Origin of the sequence: Nocardioides sp. LHG3406-4, from assembly GCF_049897745.1 — a bacterium.
Classification (GTDB): Bacteria; Actinomycetota; Actinomycetes; order Propionibacteriales; family Nocardioidaceae; genus Nocardioides.
In genome coordinates this window covers 294,372-313,793 of sequence record NZ_JAFCWV010000004.1, presented here as the reverse complement: position 1 = coordinate 313,793, position 19,422 = coordinate 294,372, and the positions used below count along the sequence as shown (strand labels likewise).

Below are 19,422 nucleotides of genomic sequence, written 5' to 3'. Positions count from 1 at the left end.
GGTCACTCCCCGCCCACGACGACGGACGCGGTCCCGGTCAGCACGTCCGTCCCGTCCTCGCGCCGCAGCCAGACCGTGCATCGGAGCTCCGCGGACGCGGCGTGCACCTCCTCCACCCGGCCTCCCGCCACGAGCGCCTCGCCGGCGAACGCGTTCGAGGTGAAGCGCAGGTCGAGGCGGCGTACCAGCGCGTCGTCACCGAGCCAGACGCGGATCGCCTCCCAGACGTACGCCGCGTTGAGCGGTCCCTGGTTGATCACCCGGTCCCCCAGCCCCAGCTCCGCCACGACGTCGGGGTCGAGGTGGATGGGGTTGGGATCGCGGAGGAGCAGGGCGAACGGCTTCATCGCCTGCGGATCCACGGTCACCCGCAGCTCCGGGATCTGGGTCCCGGCGTCGATCGTCATGACTCCCCCCTTCGCGGCACCACGAAGGTGTTGGTGCAGCGCACGACCGGCGCACCGTCGTCCAGGAGGGTCACGACGCAGTCGACGAGGTCGAAGACCGGGATCTTCGAGCCCCGGCGTCGCCGTACGTCCTCGATGACCGAGGTGACCACGTAGTCGCGCTCGTACTCGAGGTGGCTCGTCTGCTCGATGCCCGCCTCACCGAAGAGCACCCCGTCATCCTCCGCGGCGTCCATGACGCCGAAGAGCTCGACGAGGTCGGCGCCCATTCCCCGGAAGGTCCCCAGCAGCGCCCACGCCGGGTGGGGCCGGTCCCCCTTGGTCGGCGCGCCGATGGCGTCGCGCGTCAGCCAGTCCTCGTAGCGGTGGATCCGGAGTACGCCGTCAGGAAGGCGCCGCCCCACCAGCGGATGGGTCTGCGCTGCGCCGCTCACTTCCCCGCCTCCGCTTCCACAGGGAACTGTCCGGGCAGCCGGCCCGCACCCGCGGGCCCGGCGAAGGCCTGGGCGACGGCCATCCACTGCTCGGCGACCTCGCCGCGCACCTCGAGGTCGACGTCGTCCGGGTGCCGGCGCTGGGTCACCACCAGACAGAAGTCGAGCGCCGGCCCGCGCACGACGTCGCGGGCGGCCGGGTCGCCCCAGGACCACCGGGTCGACCCGTCGGGTGCCGCCAGGTCGACCAGCACGGGGACGTCGGGGACCGGCAGACCCCGGGTGCGGAAGCTGTTGGGGAACGCCAGCACGCCGATGCGGGCTACGTGTCGCAGCCTGTCGGTGGGCCTCCTCGTGGCGCCCAGCGCGTCGTAGACGTCCTGTCCGTGCGCCCACGTCTCCATCAGCCGGGCGGTCAGCTTCGAGGCCAGGCTCATCGACGGCCCGAACCACGGGACGCGTGCCTTCGGGTCGGCGGCCACCGCCGCCGCGACGACCGTCTCGGCCTCGTCACGCCACCACTGGAGCATCTCGGCGGGGCTCCGGTGGGCGTTGGCGGGCCCGATCCCGTCGACGTACGTCTGGAGGTCCGGGAGCGCGTCCCGGAAGCGGACGAACTCCTCCGGGCTGGCGATGCTCAGCCGCGTCATGGCGTCGAAGTGGGCCAGGTGCGCGACCTGGTCGCGGACGCTCCACCCGACGGCCGGCGTGGGCGCCTCCCATGCAGCGACGTCCTGCCTGGACAGGAAGTCGGCCAGCTCCGCCTGCTCAGCGGCGAGGTCGGCGACGAGGGTGTCGATCACCGCGCTCATCGGCCCTGCCACTGCGGTCGTCGCTTCTCCGCGAAGGCCCGCGGGCCCTCCTGCGCGTCCTCGCTGAGGTAGACCGGCGCCCAGATGCTCTCCGCCGCGTCGAAGGCGGCCGACCTGCCGTGCTCCGCGACCGCGTAGACCATGCGCTTCGCGGCCCGCACCGACAGGGGCGCGTTCGCCACGATGGTGGCCACGAGCGCCTCGGTCGCCTCGACCAGCTGCGCCGCAGGTACGACACGGTTGACCAGTCCCACCTCGTAGGCGCGCTGGGCGGTGATCGCATCCCCGGTGACCAGGATCTCCATGGCGATGCGGGGCGGCACCAGCCACGGGAGCGGGGCCGCCCACGGTGACCCGCGGCCGACCTTGGCCTCCGACACCGCGAACCTCGCCGTCTCCGAGGCGACGACCAGGTCCGCGCACTGCGCGAGGAGGAAGCCGCCACCGAAGGCGCCGCCGTTGACCGCGGCGATCACGGGCTTGCTCACGTCGAGGGTCCGACCCACCTGCGGTACGAAGTCCGGCGGGGGGATGGTCAGGCCGGTGCTGGCCATCTCCTTCAGGTCCCCGCCCGCGCAGAACGCGAGCTCGCCGGCACCGGTGAGCACCACGACCGCGACCTCGTCGTCGCTCTCGGCGCGCTCGAAGCACTCCTTGAGGCCGGTCCGGACCGCTGCGTTGAGGGCGTTGCGCGCCTCGGGGCGGTTGATGGTGATCCACGCAGCACCGCTGCGGACGTCGTACAGCACCTCGTCAATCATCGTCGGCCTCCTCGTCCTCGGTCAGCACGATCAGCACCGTGCCGGTGTCCACGGCAGCGCCGGGCGCCACGGGCACGCTCGCCACCGTGGCGTCCATCGACGCGGTGATCGCGTGCTCCATCTTCATCGCCTCGACGACGACCACGGTCTCCCCTGCGGTCACCCGGTCCCCGGCGGCGACGTTGACGCGGACCACCGTGCCCGGCATCGGGGCCACCAGCGAACCCGGATCGAGGTGGTCTGCGGACTCGGGGAACCGGGGCACGACCCTCAGCTCGATGGTGCCGTCGGCCCAAGAGACGTAGCGGTCCTCGCCATAGCGGACCACCCCGATGCGCCGGCGGACACCGTCGACGACGAGGTCCACCGCGTCCGGCGTGCACGAGTGCACCACGGCTTCGACGGGGACGCCGTCCACCTCGAAGCGGGCGCCGCGGCCCAGCACGTACCCGACCTGCACCTCCCGGTCACCGCGTCGGTAGCCGCGGACGTTCAGCTGGGAACGGGCCGTCCGGAACCCCGAGGTGACGTGAGCCAGCACCTTGGCGCTGGCACGCTCGTCCGCCTGGTCGGCGAGCGCGGTGCTCAGCAGCGCGGCCTGCTCGACGTCCGCGCCCTCGACCTCGATCAGGTCACGAGGCTCGACGCGGTCCAGGAAGTGGGTGTCGATGCGCCCGGCCGCGAAGTCCTCGTGCTCGAGGATCCCTACGAGGAGTGAGCGGTTGGTCGTGATGCCGTCGACGCGCGCCCGCCTCAGGGCGCGGACCAGCCGGGAGATCGCCTCCGCCCTGGTGGCGCCGTGGGCGATCACCTTCGCGAGCATCGGGTCGTAGTTGGTGGAGACCCGGTCGCCCGAGACCACCCCGGCGTCGACGCGAACCCCCGGCACGTCCGGGACCTCGAAGCGCCGGATGAGACCCGCGGCAGGGAGGAAGTCGTTGGCCGGGTCCTCGGCGTAGAGCCGTGCCTCGACGGCATGGCCGTGCAGCTGGGGCGCGTGGGCCTCCGGCGGGAGCGGGGCGCCGGCGGCCACCTCGATCTGCAGGCGCACCAGGTCGAGGCCGGAGACCAGCTCGGTCACCGGGTGCTCGACCTGCAGTCGCGTGTTGACCTCCAGGAAGTAGAAGTCCCCGTTGGGGGCCAGGAGGAACTCCACGGTGCCGGCCCCGACGTAGCCGAGCGTGCGTCCGGCCTCGACGGCGGCCTCGCCCATGCGGTCCCGCAGCGGCTGGTCGACGACCGGGGACGGAGACTCCTCGATGATCTTTTGGTGCCGTCTCTGGATCGAGCACTCACGCTCGTTGAGGTGCACGATCGTGCCCGCCTGATCCCCGAAGATCTGGATCTCGACATGCCGGGGCTCGTCGACGTAGTGCTCGAGGAAGACGGTGTCGTTGCCGAAGGCAGCGCCCGCCTCCCGACGGGCCGAGGCGATGGCCTCCAGGAGCCCGTCGGGGTCCCGCACCACGCGCATGCCCCGGCCGCCGCCGCCGAAGGATGCCTTGACGAGCACCGGCCAGCCGACCTCGTCCGCGACTGCCCGGACCTCGTCGTCGGGCACGTCGGTCAGGTCGACGCCGGGAAGCACGGGAACGCCGGCCGCCTGCATGATCTCGCGAGCCGTGAGCTTGGAGCCCATGGCCTCGATGGCCTCCGGCGTGGGGCCGATGAAGGTGATCCCGTGCTTGTGGCACTGGCGCGCGAAGTCGGCGTTCTCCGAGAGGAACCCGTAGCCCGGGTGGACGGCGTCCGCGCCGACGAGCCGCGCCGCGTCCAGGACGGCCTCCCCTCGCAGGTAGGTCTCCCCCGGCGTGGAGCCGCCCAGCGGCACGGCCTCGTCCGCCTCGAGGACGAACGGCGCGTCCGCGTCGGGATCGGAGTAGACGGCGACGGTCGCGATGCCCATCTCCCGGCAGGTGCGGAAGACGCGACGCGCGATCTCACCCCGGTTGGCAACAAGGATCTTGGTGATCATCGATTTCCCTCAATCACATTCGGAAGACACCGAAACCACGCGTTCCGGTGATCTCGTTGTTGTGGCACATCGACAGGGTCATCCCGAGGACGTCGCGGGTGTCCCGGGGGTCGATCACACCGTCGTCGTAGCACTGGCCGCTCATGTACATCGCCAGCGACTCGGCCTCGATCCGCTCCTCGAGCGCGGCACGCTGGATCGCGTCCGCCTCCTCGTCGAAGGGCCGACCGGCACTGGCCGCCGCCTGCCGGGCGACGATCGACATCACGCCGGCCAGCTGCTCCGGGCCCATGACGGCCGACTTGGCGTTGGGCCAGGTGAAAAGGAGCCGGGGATCGTAGGACCGGCCCGACATGCCGTAGTTCCCGGCTCCGTACGACGCGGCGAGGTTCAGCGTGATGTGCGGGACCTTGCTGTTGGTGACGGCGTTGATCATCTTCGCGCCGTCCTTGATCATGCCGTTCTGCTCGTACTGCGTCCCCACCATGAAGCCGGTGGTGTTCTGCATGAAGATCAGCGGGGTGTCGGTCTGGTTGCACAGCATGATGAACTCGGAGCCCTTCTTGGCCTCCTCGTTGAACAGCACACCTCGGGCGTTGGCCAGGATCCCGACCGGGAAGCCGTGGATCGACGCCCAGCCGGTGACGAGCGCCGTGCCGTAGACGGGCTTGTACTCCTCGAAGCGGGACCCGTCGACGACCCTCGCGATCACCTCACGCGGGTCGAACGGGACCTTGAGCTCGACCGAGGCGATCGACAGCAGGTCCTCGGCCGGGTAGAGCGGGTCGTCGGCGGGCAGGCTGGGCCCGGGGCCGCGCTTGCGCCAGTTCAGGTGCTCCATGATCTCGCGCCCGATCGCGATGCACTCGTGCTCGTCGCGGGCCAGGTAGTCCGCGAGGCCGGAGGTGCGTGCGTGCATGTCGGCACCGCCGAGGCTCTCGTCGTCGGCATCCTCACCGGTCGCCATCTTCACCAGCGGCGGGCCGCCGAGGAACACCTTCGCCTGGTTCTGCACCATCACGGTGTAGTCGCACATGCCGGGCACGTAGGCGCCCCCCGCGGTCGAGTTGCCGAAGACCAGGGCGACCGTCGGGATCCCGGCAGCTGACAGTGCCGTGAGGTCGTGGAAGAGCCGCCCGGCGGGGATGAAGAGCTCCACCTGACGACGCAGGTCACCGCCCCCGGACTCGACGAGGTTGATCACCGGCAGCCGGTTCTCGCGGGCCACGTCCATGGCCCGGAGCACCTTCTTCCAGGTGTACGGGTTCGATGCTCCGCCCCTCACCGTCGGGTCGTGGGCCACGAGCATGCACTCGACGCCCGAGACGACGCCGATGCCGGTCACCACGCTGGCGCCCACGGTGTACTCGGTGCCCCAGGCGGCGAGGCCGCCCAGCTCCAGGAACGGGGCGTCGGGATCGAGCAGCAGCTCGATGCGCTCGCGGGCCAGGAGGCGTCCGCGCTCGCGGTGGCGGGCAACGTACTTCTCGCCCCCTCCGGCGGCGGCGAGCTCCAGCTGACGCCCGAGCTCGGCCAGCCGCTCGAGGTTGCCCTCGCGGTTGGTCGCGGCCACGGACGAGCTCAGGTCAAAGGTGGATGTCAGGACCTTCATCGGTCTTCCTTTCCTGCAGAGTCATGAAGCCACGCCGTGCGTGGCGAGGGGGCCGTGCGCGGCCCGGCGCCCCACCAGTAGCACCGTCTCGACGATGTCGTCGGTGGAGCAGCCGCGGGACAGGTCGACCCATGGCCGGGACAGGCCCAGCACGAAGGAGCCGAGGGCACGCGCGCCGCCGACCCGCTCGGCGACCTTGTAGGCGATGTTGGCGGACTCGAGCGAGGGGAAGACGAGCACGTTGGCTCGCCCGGCCGCCGACGAGCCGGGGGCCTTGCGGGCGGCGACCTCGGGGTCGATCGCGACGTCGTACTGCACCTCGCCCGCCACGTCCAGGTCGGGGCGCGCCGCGGTCAGGAGCCGCGTCGCCTCCTGGACGAGCGAGACCCTCGGGTGGCTCGCGCTGCCGCCGGTGGAGAACGACAGCATGGCGACGCGGGGGTCCTCGGCGAAGAGGCTGCGGTGGTGGTCGGCTGCCGTGGCGGCGATCTCGGCGAGCTGGACCGCGTCGGGCTCGGGCACCACGACGCAGTCCGCGTAGGTCTTCCAGCCGGAGGTGTGCTCGATCGCGAACGCAGCGCAGACCAGGCCACCGGCTCGCAGGTTGCGGATGCCCGCCCGCACGACCTCGGCGCTCGTCGTCACGCTGCCGCTCACACCGGCGGCCAGGTCCGACCCGACCAGCACCCGGGCCAGGTAGTCGACGCCCGACTCGCCTGGGGGCGGCACCAGGTGCTCCACGCCCTCGGGCAGCTCGGGCAGGTCGTGGTCCACGAGGACCGGCGTCACATCCCCGAGCTCGGCGAGGCGACGGGCGGCCTCGAGGACACGAGGGTCACGTCCGTCTGCCAGGGCGACCCTGACGCTCATCGCAGCAGCTCGTCGGGAACCTCGAGCGTCATCTGGAGCAGGCCGAGCGACAGCGTCTTCCCCTGCGCGTCGGTGCGCAGCGACGCAGCGCCGCCACCGTCCAGCGCGTCGTGCAGGATGAAGTTGAGCGCCCTCAGGTTCGGCAGCTCGTAGCGCTCCACTCCACCGCGGCACAGCGCGCGGAAGTGCCGCTCCACCCGTTCCGCGGTGAGGTGCTCCCGCAGGAACTCGAACGTGCGCTCCTCGTCGGTCCACACGCCGATGTTCGCGTCGGCACCCTTGTCACCCGACCGCGCGCACGCGATCTCGCGCAGCTGGATCTGCTTCATGCCACGTCCTCGCTCACGCGCACCTCGGCGCTCACGGCCGACTTCTCGATCAGGGCGGGCCAGAAGCCCACGATCTCGCTCGCCTTCGGGCGGCCGCCGGCGAAGCCGGTGAGGCCCGGAGGTCCCGAGGTCAGCAGCGAGGCCATCTCGGCCCCCAGCCTGTTGACCGCGGCCTTGTCGGTCGAGCGCACCGAGATCCGCAGGACGACCTCCGAGGGTGCCTCCGTCCGCTCCGGGAGCATCTGGTCGTACAGGACGTTCGTGCCGATGACCTCCACCCGGCAGTCCTCGGCCGGGAAGGCCACGCCGTCCTCGGCGAGACGAGCCAGCAGGATCTCGGCGGTCAGCCGGGCCTTGGCGGGGGCATCCGGGCCACCGACGGTCAGCTGGGCGGTGGTCCGCCAGCCGTCCAGCGTGCTGATCGACACCTTGTAGGTGTCGGTGGGCGCGGACCCGACGACGCCGCTGACCCGGACCCGGTCGGCTCCGGCCTGCTCGAGCCCGATCGAGGTGAAGTCGGCGATGACGTCGGGCGTGAGGTAGCGCTGGGGGTCACCGAGCTCGTAGAGCAGCTGGGCGGTCACCGTGCCGACGTCGACCAAGCCCCCGGTGCCCTTCTTCTTGGTCACCACGAAGGTCCCGTCCTGGGACACCTCGGCGATGGGGTAGCCGATGCCGGCCAGGTCGGGGACGGTCTCCCAGCGGTCGTAGTTGCCGCCGGTGCTCTGCGTCCCGCACTCCAGGACGTGGCCTGCGACGGTGCCCGCGGCGAGCAGGTCGTAGTCGGTCTCGGACCACCCGAACTCGTGGATCAGGGGCGCGAGGACCAGCGACGGGTCGGTGACCCGGCCGGTGATGACGATGTCCGCACCGGCGGCCAGCGCCTCCGCGATGGGGAACGCACCCAGGTAGACGTTGGCGCTCTGCACCCTGCCGAGCTCGGGGCTCAGGGCTGCACCGGTGTTCATGTTGTCGAGCGCGTGTCCGGCCTCGAGCAGCTGGGGCAGCCGGCCCATCAGGTCGTCGCCGCCCACCGTGGCGACGCTGACCCGGAGACCGAGCTTGCGGACCACCTCGTCGACCGCTCGCGCGCACGCCTCGGGGTTCACGCCCCCGGCGTTCGCGACGATCTTGATGCCGTGTTCCACGCACTCGGGGAGGATGCGCTCGAGCTGGGCCACGAAGTCGCTGGCGTAGCCCGCGTCGGGGTTCCTGGACCGGAGCTTCTGCATGATGCTCATGGTGACCTCGGCCAGGAAGTCCATGGTGAGGTAGTCGATGCCTCCGCCCCGTACGAGCTGGACCGGGCCGCGCGCCGAGTCACCCCAGAATCCCTGACCGTTTCCGATCACGACCGTCTTCCCCGCCATACCCACCATCCTTAGTGAAAGTGAATTCACTATTACTAGTTGTGCGACCGCTGTCAAGCCAGCGGACGGACGAGCTCAGCTCTCGGTCAGGGCGGCGTCGCCCAGGAATGCATGGAGCACCGAGGCGTCGGTGCGCACCTGCCCTGCGGGCCCGGCGAACACCACGCCACCGCGGTTCATCACCTTGACCTCGGACGCGATGTCGAGGCCCGCCTCGGTGTTCTGCTCCACCATCAGGATCCCGATGCCGGACTCCGCCATCAGCGAGACCTTCTCGATGATGGTGTCCACGACCGCGGGAGCGAGGCCCATGGAGGGCTCGTCGAGCAGGACGATCTTGGGCTCGGACATCAGCGCCCTGCCGAAGGCCAGCATCTGCTGCTCCCCACCGCTCAGCAGCCCGGCCGACGACGAGCGCCTGTCGGCGAGGATCGGGAACATCTCGTAGACCTTCGCCAGCGTCTCGCGCACCTTGGCGCGGGGGGCGGTGTGCCCACCCAGGCGGAGGTTCTCCTCGATGGTGAGCGGCGCGAAGACCCGTCGCCCTTCCGGGACCAGCACGACTCCGCGCCGCACCACCCGGTGCGGTGGCAGACCCGAGAGCCGCTCCCCCTCGAACGTGATCGACCCCGAGGCCAGGGGGACCAGGCCGGCCACGGCGTTCAGCATCGTGCTCTTGCCGGCGCCGTTGGGGCCGAGCATGAGGCTCACCGTGCCCGGGCGCACCTGCAGGTCGACGCCTCTCACGGCCTCGACGTGTCCGTACCGCACGTGAACCTCAGCCAGCTCCAACATGGCCCCTCCAGTTCTTGCCGAGGTAGGCCTCCTGGACGCGGCCGTCCCCGACCACGTCCTTGGGCCGACCCTCGGTCAGTAGTTGTCCCTGTGCCATGGCGACGAGGTGGTCGCAGGTGTCGAGCATCATCTGGACGTCGTGCTCGATGAGCAGCTGCGACAGCCCCTCGTCGCGCAACGCGCTCATCAGCTCCGAGATCTCGGCTCGCTCCGCCTGGTTCATCCCGGCGGTCGGTTCGTCGAGGAGGAGCAGCCGGGGCCGCATGGCGATGGCCCGGGCGATCTCCACCCTCCGCTGGGTGCCGTAGGAGAGGTCCGTGGGATGTGCGTCGCGCACGGCCCCGAGGCCGGTGCGCTCGAGCGCCTCCTCGACCAGCGGATCCCGGGAACGACCGCGACCGCGGAGGAGTCCTCGTCGGCTCTCCCGGGCGACCGAGTCGTTCCCGAGCATGACGTTCTCGGCGACGGTCAGGTCGGGCAGGAGCCGGACGGTCTGGAAGGTCCGGGCGATGCCGAGTCCGGCGATCCTGCCGGGCGCCACCTGGTCGTAGCGCTCCCCCGACGCGTACAGCTCGCCGCGGGTCAGGTGCGTCAGCCGGGTCAGCGCGGCCACCAGCGTGCTCTTGCCGGAGCCGTTGGGCCCGATGATCCCGGTGATCAGCCCCGGCCGGAGCGCCAGCGAGATGCCGTCGACGGCCTTGATCCCGCCGTAGTGCACGGCGACGTCCCTCGTCTCCAGCACGGGTACGTCGCCCGGGCGCTGCGCGTGCGTGCTCATCTCGGTTCCACCCTCTTGTCGGGGACGAGCTGCGACGAGGTCGCGGCATGGCGCAGCTCCTCCTCTGTGGCCACGTCGGTCGCCGTGGCGCGGCTCCGCGCCGGCACCGCGCGTCGGCGGGCGGCGTACCCGCGGCGGGCCCGGGTCAGCAGGCCGTAGAGCCCGGTCGGCAGGAAGATCCCGGCCAGTGCCACCACGACGCCGTAGACGAGCTCCTGCCAGTCGCCGACCACGGCCAGCGCCTCGGGCAGCCAGGTGAACAGGATCGCCCCGATGACCGCTCCGCGCCACGACAGCGCGCCCCCCACGATGATCATCGTGAGGGCGACGATGACCAGGTGGAAGCTCACGTCCTGGAGCCCGACTGCGTACCGGGTGAGGGTGTTCAGCGATCCGGCGACGCCTCCGACGAAGCCGCTGACCACGAACGCCGACAGGCGGTAGGCGCGCACGTTGACCCCGACGGAGGACGCGAGCTCGGTGTCCTCGCGGACGACGGTGATCCGGCGGGCCAGCCGTCCGCGTTCGGTCAGGTGGACGGCCAGGAGGCAGATCCCGACGATAGCGAGCATGAGCCCGGTCGTCAGGTCGCTGAAGATGCCGAACAGGCCGACCGGACCGCCGGTCCACTCCCCACCGTTGAGCGCGACCACGGCGACCATCAGGTCGAAGGCGATGGTCGCCATGGCCAGGTAGAGCCCGGCGAGCCGGTAGATGACCAGGCCGAGCACCAGGCCGACCACCGCGGTGACCAGTCCGGTGAGCACGATGGCGGGCACGGACGCCAGCTCGTACCGAAGCACGAGGTTGGCCGACAGATAGGCGCCGATGCCGTACGACCCGACGCCGGCCAACGAGAAGATGCCGAAGCGCAACGGGATCTGCACGCTGAGGGCCAGCAGGACCGCCACGAGCGTGCCCTGGATCAGCACGAGATTGGTGTCGTAGAACGCCGTCATACCCGCTGCACCTCCTTGTGGCCGAAGATGCCCTGGGGCCGCAGCAGGAGGACCGCGAAGATGAGCCCGAACGAGACGGCCTCCACCCACAGGCCGCTCGTCTGGGTCAGGACCAGGGTCTCCGCGAAGGCGAGCATGAAGCAGCCCGTGACGACGCCGAGCGTGCTGCCCACCCCGCCCAGGACCACACACGCGAAGGCCTTGATGAGCAGGCTGTCGCCGCTGTGCGCGGTGATGGCGCCCAGGTTGAGGGTCAGCAGGATGCCCGCCAGGCCGGCCAGGCCGCCGGCGAAGGCCATGGTGCCCCAGGCCAGTCGGCGACCGTCGATCCCCATCAGCGAGGCCACCTGCGCGTCCACGCCGAGCGACCTCAGCGCCAGACCCTGCCGGGAGCGACGCAGCCACAGCCCGAGTGCTGCTGCGATCGTGAGCGCGCAGACGATGGTGACGATCTGGACGCTGCTGATCCGCACTCCACCGAGCTGCCAGACCTTCACGTGCGTGGCCGCCGACTGGAGACCGAAGGGCGAGTTCTTGGTGACGTGGGCGGCGATGGCGAGCGGGATCATGGCCACGCCGATGCCGCCGATCAGGATCCGCGTCTCCGCCGCCCGCTCGCTGGTCGATCGCTTGATGATCTGGTCGAACGCCAGCACCTGGGTGAGGAACGACAGCGCGGCACCCACGACGATCGCGATCAGTGCGAGCCCGACGATGGGGATGTCGGTCTGCGCCAGCGCCTGATGGGACACGAAGACCGAGAACATGAAGATGGAGCCATGGGCGAAGTTGAGGATGCCGATGGTCCCCCAGGCCGCGCTCATGCCGAGGGCGAACATCAGGTAGATCGAGCCGAGGCTGACGGCTCCGACGATTTCTTGCACGGTGTCTACTTCCGGTCGACGTGCGATGCGGGACGGGTGGCCGTCACCAGGGCGACGGCCACCCGGCCCGTCACTTCGCGGCGTAGAGGAACTGCTCTTCCTTGCCGTCCCACTCGATGACGGCGCCCTTGACCTGCAGGCTGTTGTCCTCGAAGGAGAGGTCGGTGCCCAGAGCCCCGCTGAACGGCTGCCCGGTCAGGTCCTTCATCGCAGCCACCACGTCCTCGCGGCCGGCGCTGTCTGCCTCCTTGACGGCACGCGCCACGAACCACGTGGCGTCGTACGCCTCCGCGGCGTAGGGGAACGGGTCCTTGCCGGCGTTCGCCTTGTGGTACTTCTCCACGAACTCCTGCGTCGAGGGGTCCTCGGAGGCGGCGTCGAAGTCGACCGGCCACAGCATGCCGGCTCCGGCCTCACCCGCGGGAAGCAGCGTGTCCGCGCCCGCGGACGAGTTGCCGAGGACCTTGCCCTCGTAGCCGGCCTCGCGCAGCTGCTTCATCGCGGTGGCGTTCGCCGGGCCGATCTGCAGGATCGACACCACGTCGGGGTGCGAGGCGAGGACCTGCTGGATGGGTGCGCTGAAGTCCTGGGTGGTCTGCTGGGTGGCCACCGAGGCGGTGACCTCCATCCCGAGGTCCTCGGCCATCGTGGGGATGGCGCTCTCGCCCAGCTCCTTGAGCGTCGGGATCCAGGGGGCGTAGACGATGCCGATGGAGGACCAGCCCTCCTCCTTCACCCGCTGGGAGAGGATGTCGTAGTACTGCGCCATCGGGGTGGGGAAGCGGTAGGTGTAGTCGCCGAGCACGATCCCCGGCGATCCCGCCTGGATGTAGACCACCGGCATCTTCTTCTGCTCGGCGATCGGGGACTGCGCCACCGCCTCGCCACTGCTCAGCGAGCCCAGCACCGCGGTGACGTCCTTGTCGGCGATCGCAGCGGTGAAGTCACTCGCTGCCTTCTGCACCGAAGCCTGGGTGTCCTTCTTCTCGATCTCGAGCGTCACTCCCTCACCGAGGAAGCCCGACTCGTTGATCTCGTTCATCGCGAGGTCGTAGCCCTTCTCCGCCTCGGCTCCCGCGAAGGCGGCGGGACCGGTCAGGGGGATGCTGGCCACGAGCTTCACCGAGTCGGGGATCCCCTCGCCGCCGCCGGGTCCCGAGGCACTGGAACCGCTGCTGCCGCAAGCGGCGAGGACGGACAGGCCCAGCGCTGCGGCTCCGAGGGCGGCCAGGCGCCTCCGGGGGCTGTGGCCGGATAGGCGTGATCGCTTCATGGTATTTCCTCCGGGTGATGTGACGACGGCCATACCGTGACACAAGCGAATGGTTGTTCACAATAGTTAGTGACCGCCAGTTCACTTATTTCTAGATCCGCCTCAACAGAGCCAGTAACCGGGGAAATAGTGTTGTGGACACCGCTTGTCTAGTGAACCACGTCTCACTACAGTGTCGCAGCATGACTTCCTCGCCCCCTGCGGCCTCGTCAGTACACGGAGTCCTGGAGGCTGCCGCGGCCACTCATGCGGATGCTCCCGCCGTGGCGTTCGTGGACGGCGCCGCCTACACCTGCGGCCAGCTCCTGGACGAGGTACGCCGCGTCGCGGGCGGCCTGGCCGCGGCCGGTGTGGCACCCGGGGACCGGGTCGCGATCCTGGTCGGGAACCGCATCGAGTTCCTCACGACGTTCTTCGCGATCTCCTCGCTCGGCGCCGTCTCGGTGCCGATCAACACCGCCATGCGCGGAGACGTGCTGACCTACATGCTCGAGAAGGTCGGGCCCTGTCACCTGGTCGTCGAGGACGAGTACCTCGAAGCCGTCCCCCAGGCGCTGTCCGACTCCGGGACCGTGCTGCACACGTGGTGGATCCCCAGCGTCGAGGGCACTGCTCCCCCGGCCGGCACCCTCGCCTTCGAAGGGCTCCGCGAGTCGGCGCCACTGCTCGAGTCACACCGGCCCAAGCACTCCGACCTTCTGTCGATCCTCTTCACCTCCGGCACCACGGGACCCTCCAAGGGGGTCATGTGGTCGCACCGGACCGCGGTCGCGTTCAGCGAGAACGCCACCTGGGTGATGGGCTACACCTCGCAGGACACGATCTACACCTGCCTGCCTCTCTTCCACATCAACGCCCTCTTCACCGCCATCCTCCCGGGGCTCCAGCAGGGTGCACCGGTGGTCGTGTCGCCCCGTTTCAGCGCCCGCCGCTTCTGGCGGGAGATCACGGACTCGGGGGCCACCGTCACGAACATGCTGGGCGCCATGGGTGCGGTCCTGTGGAAGCAGGAGCCCCAGCCCGAGGAGCGGGCGCACCGGCTTCGCCTGGCCATGGTGGTGCCCTTCCCGAAGGCTGACTACCTCGCGTTCGAGGAGCGGTTCGGGATGCGGATCAACGAGCTCTACGGCTCCACCGATACCGCCATCCCGATCGGTGTGCCGCACGGCGCGCGACGACCCGGGTCCTGCGGCCGGTCCACCCCCGGGTGGGAGGTCGCCCTGGTCGACACCGACGACGAGCCCGTGCCGCCAGGCGTCCCCGGCGAGCTCGTGACCCGGCCGTCGCGACCCTTCGTCGGCCAGCTCGGCTACTGGGGCCAGCCGGACAAGAGCTGGGAGGCCCACCGCAACGGGTGGTTCCACACCGGCGACATGCTGGTCCAGGACGACGAGGGCTGGTTCTACTTCCAGGACCGGCTCAAGGACGCGCTGCGGGTCTCGGGCGAGAACGTCAGCAGCTTCGAGGTGGAGCAGGTGCTGCTGTCCCATCCCGCGGTCGCCGAGGTCGCCGTGTACGGCGTACCCAGCGAGCTCGGCGAGGACAGCGTCATGGCGTGCATCGTGACCGAGCCCGGTCACGAGCTCGATCCCCCAGAGCTGATCGAGTTCGTCGCCGGCCGCTTGGCGTACTTCGCCGTGCCCCGCTACGTGGACGTCGTCGACCAGCTGCCCAAGACGTCGACCCAGAAGATCCGCAAGCACGAGCTGCGCCGTCGAGGCATCTCCGTGACGACGTGGGACGGCGGACAGCGGCGGCGCGGAGCCAGCCGCTAGCCACGTCGACCGCTCGAGGTCTTCGCCCGGCAGGACTTCCTCCCGGTCAGTGCCGCCGGTCGAGGGCCAGTACGGCGCAGGCCGCCTGGGTCAGGGTGTCGCTCAGTACGTCGGGCGCCAGCGTCACCTGGTGGAAGAGCACCGCCTGGATGGCACCGATCGCGATGTGGACCCGGGTGCGCGTCATCGGCTCCTCGAGGCCCGCGAGCTCCCCGTAGACGTGCACCCATTCCTCGAGGTAGAGCCGCTGCTTGCGGCGCAGCCTGACCTGGTCCTCACGAGGAAGGTTCGAGATCTCGTTGTGGTAGACCTGCGCCAGATGCCGCTCGCCGACCACGAAGCGCACCTGGCCGGCGATCAGCTCGTCGAGCGCGGCGCGAAGGTCGGGGTTGCCCTCGACGGCAGACCTGCCCTGCGCGAGCAGGTCGTCGATGACTCGGTCGAACAGCACCACCAGGATCGAGGCCTTGCTCTCGAAGTGGCGGTAGATGGCCGATCCGGTGATGCCGGCGCGCTCCCCGATCTCGGCCATCGACACGGCGTGGTACCCGCTGTCGGCCAGGAGTCCGGCCGCAGCGTCGAGGATCTTCTCACTGCGCGCGGGATCACGCGTGCGTTTCGCCAAGGGTCGGCTCCTCTCCGGTGGCACCGGTCCTAGTGTCGAGTCACGGTGGCGATCGCGCCGACCCGGCCCGCCTCGTCGCGCGAGACGACCTGAACGACCCCGAGCGTACGTCCTCGATGAACGCGAACGGCCTCAAGGTGTAACACCGATCCGACCGGCGCGGCGCGGACGAGCTGCATGCGCACCGAGGCCGTCCTGCCCGGAGCCGGCATGGCTCGTGCCGCTACCCGCTCGAGGAAGCAGAACGCCATCCCCCCGTGGAGGTTGCCCAACGGGTTGGCGAACCCTGACCCGACCGTGACCCTGGCTCCGTCCTGGCCGGGGACGAAGTCGTCACCCAGAAGGGCGTCGAGGTCGGCGGCGACGGCCGGTGACGGGAGGAGCAGCCGGTCCGGTGACAGCGCCGGCGTCGGGTAGGTGCCCACGAGGCGGCCGCGCAGGGTGCAGTGCGCCAGCACCTGGCCGTCGTCGTGCAGGACCTCGCCACTGACCAGGGGGCCCGTCGTGTCCTCGTGCACGACGCGCGCGACACAGTGCACCCTGCTGCCGTCCACCGGCACCGTGCCGACCATGTCGACCGAGACCTCCGTGCTGAGCGCCCACCCGTCGGCGAGCTGGACCGCCGCGTAGCCGAGAACGTCGTCGATCAGCAGCCCGAGCCCAGCGACCTCGCCGCGACCGTCCGGACCGCTGAGCCAGGGACCGGTCGGCATCGTGCCCGCGATCGAGCCGTCCGCCTTCACCACCAGCTCGGTGAGGCCGAAGAGCCGTTCGGGGGCACCGAGGATGATCGGCACGGACGGCAGCACCGGCGGGGCCGACACGGTGACGGGCGCCGCTTCGGAGCTCATCAGTAGGACCTCGGCAGTCCCAGGGTGTGGGTGGCCACGTAGTTCAGGACCATCTCCCTGCTGACCGGCGCCACCTTCAGCAGCCGCGCAGTGCCCCACAGGTGGGCCAGCCCGTACTCCGTGGCGAGCCCGTTGCCGCCGTGCGTCTGGATCGCCGAGTCCAACGCCTTCAGCGCGGCCTCGGCAGCGGCGTACTTCGCCATGTTCGACGCCTCACCGGCGGGCTGGCCGTTGTCGTGGAGCCAGGCCGCCTTGGCTGTCATCAGGCGGGCGAGCTCGACGTCGACCGCGGCCGCCGCGAGCGGGTGGGACACACCCTGGTGGGAGCCGATCGCGACATCCCACACCCGGCGGTCGCGGGCGTACGCCGACGCCTTCGCCAGGGCGTAGCGGGCGATGCCCGTCTCGATGGCCGCGCCGGTGATGCGCTCGGGGTTGAGCCCGCGGAACACGATGTCCATGCCCGAGCCGACGTCACCGACCCGCCTGTCGTCGCCGACCCGCACCCCGTCGAAGGTCAGCGTGTACTGCTTCTCCGGAGCCCGCACCTCCACGGGGATGAGCGACCGACCGAGTCCCTCGGCATCGGTGGGCACCACGAAGAGCGTCATCTGTCCGCGGCCGTTCTCCGCGGTGCCCGTGCGGGCGACGACCAGCAGGTTCGACGCCTCGTCGACCCCGGAGATGTAGTACTTCGTCCCCGTCAGCACCCACCCGTCACCGTCACGCACCGCCTTGGTCGTCAGCTGGTGGCTGTTGGAGCCGGCCTCCGGCTCGGTGATGGCGAAGACCGTCTTGTCGGTGCCGTCGGCCATCGCGGGCAGCCAGCGCTGCTTCTGCTCGTCGGTGCCGAACTCCTTGATGACCTCGCCCGAGATGGCCGCGGAGACAAGCAGCAGCAGCAGGGGGATGCCGGCCGCGGCCGTCTCCTCCACGACGATGGCCAGCTCCTGGATGCCGGCCCCTCCGCCGCCGTACTCCTCGGGCAGGTTCACCCCGAGCAGCCCTGCCTCGCCCAGGGCGCGCCACAGCTCGTGGGTGCGACCGTCCTCGGCCAGCACCCTGCGCAGGTAGTCGTCGCCGAAGCCCGCGCACAGCTGCGCGACGGTCCGGCGGAGCGAGGCGTGCTCGTAGCTCTCCTCGAAATCCATGGGTCTCTCCTAGGGGGCCCTGTGCGTCGGGGGCCTGCGGCTGGCTGCGGTCAGGACTGGAGGGTCTGGCGGATGCGGTACTTCATGACCTTGCCGCCCACGGTCTCGGGCAACGCGTCCACGAACAGGACTCTCTTGGGCACCTCGAAGCCGGCCAGGCGTTCCCGTGCGAAGGCGACGAGCTCGCCCTCGGTCACGCCGTCGGGGTCGACGGGTACGACGACCGCGGTCACGGCCTCGCCCCACCGGTCATCAGGAACTCCCACGACAGCGACCTTCTGCACCCCGGGATGCAGCGACAGCACGGCCTCCACCCGGATGGTGGAGACGTTCTCGCCCCCGGACTTCACCAGGTCCTTGTAGCGGTCGACCATGACCCGGAGGCCGTCGTCGTCGTAGAGACAGCTGTCGCCCGAGTGGAACCATCCGCCCCGGAACGCCTCCCGCGTGGCAGCCTCGTCCAGGTAGTAGCCCGCCGTCATCACCGGCGAGCGGTAGACGGCCTCGCCGGCGAGGCCGGCAAGGTCGACCGGCTCGCCCTCCTGGTCGACGATGCGGGAGGCCAGGAGCGGACTCGGGAGCCCCACGTAGTTCTGCTGCGGGGCCGTCGCCTCGTACACCTCCGGCCACATGCCGGGCCAGAAGCGGTGACAGGTGATCGACTCGGTCTGGCCGAAGATCTCGACGACCTCGAGCGCCGGCGCATGCTTCTTCAGGATCTGCAGCACCCCGGGAGGAAGCGCCGCCCAGCCGTAGACCGCCACCGTCAGGGAGCGGGCGTCGTACTCCCCGGCCTCCAGGACCTGCGCGAGTGCCTTCATCATCGCCGGCGACCCGCCCCACAGGGCGGTGACCTTCTCGGCCTCGATCGCGGCGGCGATGGCGACGGGGTCGGGCGCACGCCCCAGGACCACCGAGCCGCCGCAGACGAAGGCGGACAGAGCGAAGACCAGGTGCCCGACGTGGTACATCATCGGCAGGAAGGTCGCCACCTTGACGTCGGACTCGAAGCGCACTCCGCGCGACAGCGTCAGGGCGAAGCCGTGCGCGGCCAGGACGGCGGAGGTGTGGGAGCCCATCACGCCCTTGGGCATCGCGGTGGTGCCGGAGGTGAAGAGGATCTCCCAGATGTCGTCACCGTGGACGGTGGCCTCCGGCTCGGTCGTGGGTCGGTCGGCGACGAAGTCGTCGAAGGACCGGCTGCCCGGCACCGCAGGACCGCCGATCTCGATGGTCACGTCGGGAGTCAGGGCCATCGCCTCGAAGGCCTGCGCGACGCGCGGCCACAGCTCGGCGTCGGTCACGATCAGGCGCGGCTCGACCCGCCTCACCAGGTGCTCGACCACGTCGGGCGCCAGCTGGGGGTTGAGCGGCACGACGACGACGCCCACCTTCGCCGCGGCCAGCTTGAAGGCGTAGCCCTCGACGGTGTTCTCACAGACCATCAGGACCCGAGCACCGCGCTCCAGGCCAGACTCGACGAGGCCGTTGGCGATCCGGTTCATCAGCTCGTCGAGCTCGCGGAAGGTCAGTCGCTCGTACGCCGGACCCGCGCACGCACCGGGGGCGGCGACGATGGCCTCCCGGTCCGGAACGCTCCAGGTGAGCCGCTCGATGATGTCGGCCACGCAGACGCGCTCCCACCGCTTGTCCGCTCGGCGGTCGAACAGCGACTCGACATCGAGCTCGACGGACTCCCACGACGACGACGTCATCCCTGCCTCCTCTGGCCCGCCTTCAACGTAGCGAATTCGGATTCAC

The 19,422-nt window shown here is 70.4% G+C and carries 19 protein-coding genes; 1 reads left to right on the top strand and 18 read right to left on the bottom strand.

Annotation, left to right across the window (positions count from 1 at the left end; translation table 11 throughout):
* Positions 1 to 2 precede the first annotated feature (2 nt).
* The 14 genes from ACP7BP_RS15705 to ACP7BP_RS15640 form a co-directional block, all read right to left on the bottom strand.
* A complete protein-coding gene (locus tag ACP7BP_RS15705) occupies positions 3 to 407 on the bottom strand; it encodes a MaoC/PaaZ C-terminal domain-containing protein (protein ID WP_426245899.1) in 405 nt (134 codons plus the stop codon).
* On the bottom strand, positions 404 to 841 hold the full coding sequence (locus ACP7BP_RS15700) for a hypothetical protein (protein WP_426245897.1): 438 nt from the start codon (positions 839 to 841) through the stop codon (positions 404 to 406). Before ACP7BP_RS15700 ends, ACP7BP_RS15705 begins: the two co-directional genes overlap by 4 nt.
* Positions 838 to 1,653 (bottom strand): TIGR03084 family metal-binding protein, encoded by an 816-nt coding sequence (locus ACP7BP_RS15695; RefSeq protein WP_426245895.1) that lies wholly within the window; start codon positions 1,651 to 1,653, stop codon positions 838 to 840. The genes ACP7BP_RS15700 and ACP7BP_RS15695 overlap by 4 nt, the downstream gene beginning before the upstream one ends.
* On the bottom strand, positions 1,650 to 2,414 hold the full coding sequence (locus ACP7BP_RS15690) for an enoyl-CoA hydratase/isomerase family protein (protein WP_426245893.1): 765 nt from the start codon (positions 2,412 to 2,414) through the stop codon (positions 1,650 to 1,652). Before ACP7BP_RS15690 ends, ACP7BP_RS15695 begins: the two co-directional genes overlap by 4 nt.
* Positions 2,407 to 4,389 (bottom strand): biotin carboxylase N-terminal domain-containing protein, encoded by a 1,983-nt coding sequence (locus tag ACP7BP_RS15685; RefSeq protein WP_426245892.1) that lies wholly within the window; start codon positions 4,387 to 4,389, stop codon positions 2,407 to 2,409. Before ACP7BP_RS15685 ends, ACP7BP_RS15690 begins: the two co-directional genes overlap by 8 nt.
* Before the next feature lie 13 nt (positions 4,390 to 4,402).
* Positions 4,403 to 6,001 (bottom strand): acyl-CoA carboxylase subunit beta, encoded by a 1,599-nt coding sequence (locus tag ACP7BP_RS15680; protein WP_426245890.1) that lies wholly within the window; start codon positions 5,999 to 6,001, stop codon positions 4,403 to 4,405.
* A 21-nt stretch (positions 6,002 to 6,022) separates the two neighbouring features.
* Positions 6,023 to 6,871: a phosphate acyltransferase gene (locus ACP7BP_RS15675; RefSeq protein ID WP_426245886.1), complete on the bottom strand. Its 849-nt coding sequence runs from the start codon at positions 6,869 to 6,871 to the stop codon at positions 6,023 to 6,025.
* Complete coding sequence (locus tag ACP7BP_RS15670) at positions 6,868 to 7,200, bottom strand: AtuA-related protein (protein WP_426245884.1); 333 nt, start codon at positions 7,198 to 7,200, stop codon at positions 6,868 to 6,870. The genes ACP7BP_RS15675 and ACP7BP_RS15670 overlap by 4 nt, the downstream gene beginning before the upstream one ends.
* Positions 7,197 to 8,570 carry an acyclic terpene utilization AtuA family protein gene (locus ACP7BP_RS15665; protein WP_426245882.1) on the bottom strand — a complete coding sequence of 458 codons (1,374 nt, stop codon included), beginning with the start codon at positions 8,568 to 8,570 and terminating at the stop codon, positions 7,197 to 7,199. Before ACP7BP_RS15665 ends, ACP7BP_RS15670 begins: the two co-directional genes overlap by 4 nt.
* A gap of 75 nt (positions 8,571 to 8,645) precedes the next feature.
* Complete coding sequence (locus tag ACP7BP_RS15660; protein ID WP_426245880.1) at positions 8,646 to 9,365, bottom strand: ABC transporter ATP-binding protein; 720 nt, start codon at positions 9,363 to 9,365, stop codon at positions 8,646 to 8,648.
* Positions 9,349 to 10,143 (bottom strand): ABC transporter ATP-binding protein, encoded by a 795-nt coding sequence (locus tag ACP7BP_RS15655; RefSeq protein WP_426245878.1) that lies wholly within the window; start codon positions 10,141 to 10,143, stop codon positions 9,349 to 9,351. The genes ACP7BP_RS15660 and ACP7BP_RS15655 overlap by 17 nt, the downstream gene beginning before the upstream one ends.
* Positions 10,140 to 11,102, bottom strand: a complete 963-nt coding sequence (locus tag ACP7BP_RS15650) for a branched-chain amino acid ABC transporter permease (RefSeq protein WP_426245877.1) — start codon at positions 11,100 to 11,102, stop codon at positions 10,140 to 10,142. Before ACP7BP_RS15650 ends, ACP7BP_RS15655 begins: the two co-directional genes overlap by 4 nt.
* A complete protein-coding gene (locus tag ACP7BP_RS15645; protein ID WP_426245876.1) occupies positions 11,099 to 11,986 on the bottom strand; it encodes a branched-chain amino acid ABC transporter permease in 888 nt (295 codons plus the stop codon). The genes ACP7BP_RS15650 and ACP7BP_RS15645 overlap by 4 nt, the downstream gene beginning before the upstream one ends.
* A gap of 70 nt (positions 11,987 to 12,056) precedes the next feature.
* The gene (locus ACP7BP_RS15640; protein ID WP_426245875.1) at positions 12,057 to 13,259 is read right to left on the bottom strand and encodes an ABC transporter substrate-binding protein; all 1,203 of its coding nucleotides are present in this window, start codon (positions 13,257 to 13,259) and stop codon (positions 12,057 to 12,059) included.
* Positions 13,260 to 13,441: 182 nt separating this feature from the next.
* On the opposite strand from ACP7BP_RS15640, the gene ACP7BP_RS15635 reads away from it, so the two are divergent.
* Entirely contained in the window at positions 13,442 to 15,034 is a 1,593-nt protein-coding gene (locus ACP7BP_RS15635) for an AMP-binding protein (RefSeq protein ID WP_426245873.1), read from the top strand.
* Between the two features lie 46 nt (positions 15,035 to 15,080).
* Here ACP7BP_RS15635 and ACP7BP_RS15630 read toward each other — a convergent pair whose 3' ends face one another.
* The 4 genes from ACP7BP_RS15630 to ACP7BP_RS15615 are packed head-to-tail and all read right to left on the bottom strand — an operon-like array spanning position 15,081 to position 19,376.
* Complete coding sequence (locus ACP7BP_RS15630) at positions 15,081 to 15,659, bottom strand: TetR/AcrR family transcriptional regulator (protein WP_426245872.1); 579 nt, start codon at positions 15,657 to 15,659, stop codon at positions 15,081 to 15,083.
* 29 nt (positions 15,660 to 15,688) lie between these two features.
* On the bottom strand, positions 15,689 to 16,510 hold the full coding sequence (locus ACP7BP_RS15625; protein ID WP_426245870.1) for a PaaI family thioesterase: 822 nt from the start codon (positions 16,508 to 16,510) through the stop codon (positions 15,689 to 15,691).
* Complete coding sequence (locus ACP7BP_RS15620; protein WP_426245868.1) at positions 16,510 to 17,661, bottom strand: acyl-CoA dehydrogenase family protein; 1,152 nt, start codon at positions 17,659 to 17,661, stop codon at positions 16,510 to 16,512. The genes ACP7BP_RS15625 and ACP7BP_RS15620 overlap by 1 nt, the downstream gene beginning before the upstream one ends.
* Positions 17,662 to 17,711: 50 nt before the next feature.
* On the bottom strand, positions 17,712 to 19,376 hold the full coding sequence (locus ACP7BP_RS15615) for an AMP-binding protein (RefSeq protein WP_426245867.1): 1,665 nt from the start codon (positions 19,374 to 19,376) through the stop codon (positions 17,712 to 17,714).
* Positions 19,377 to 19,422: the final 46 nt, after the last annotated feature.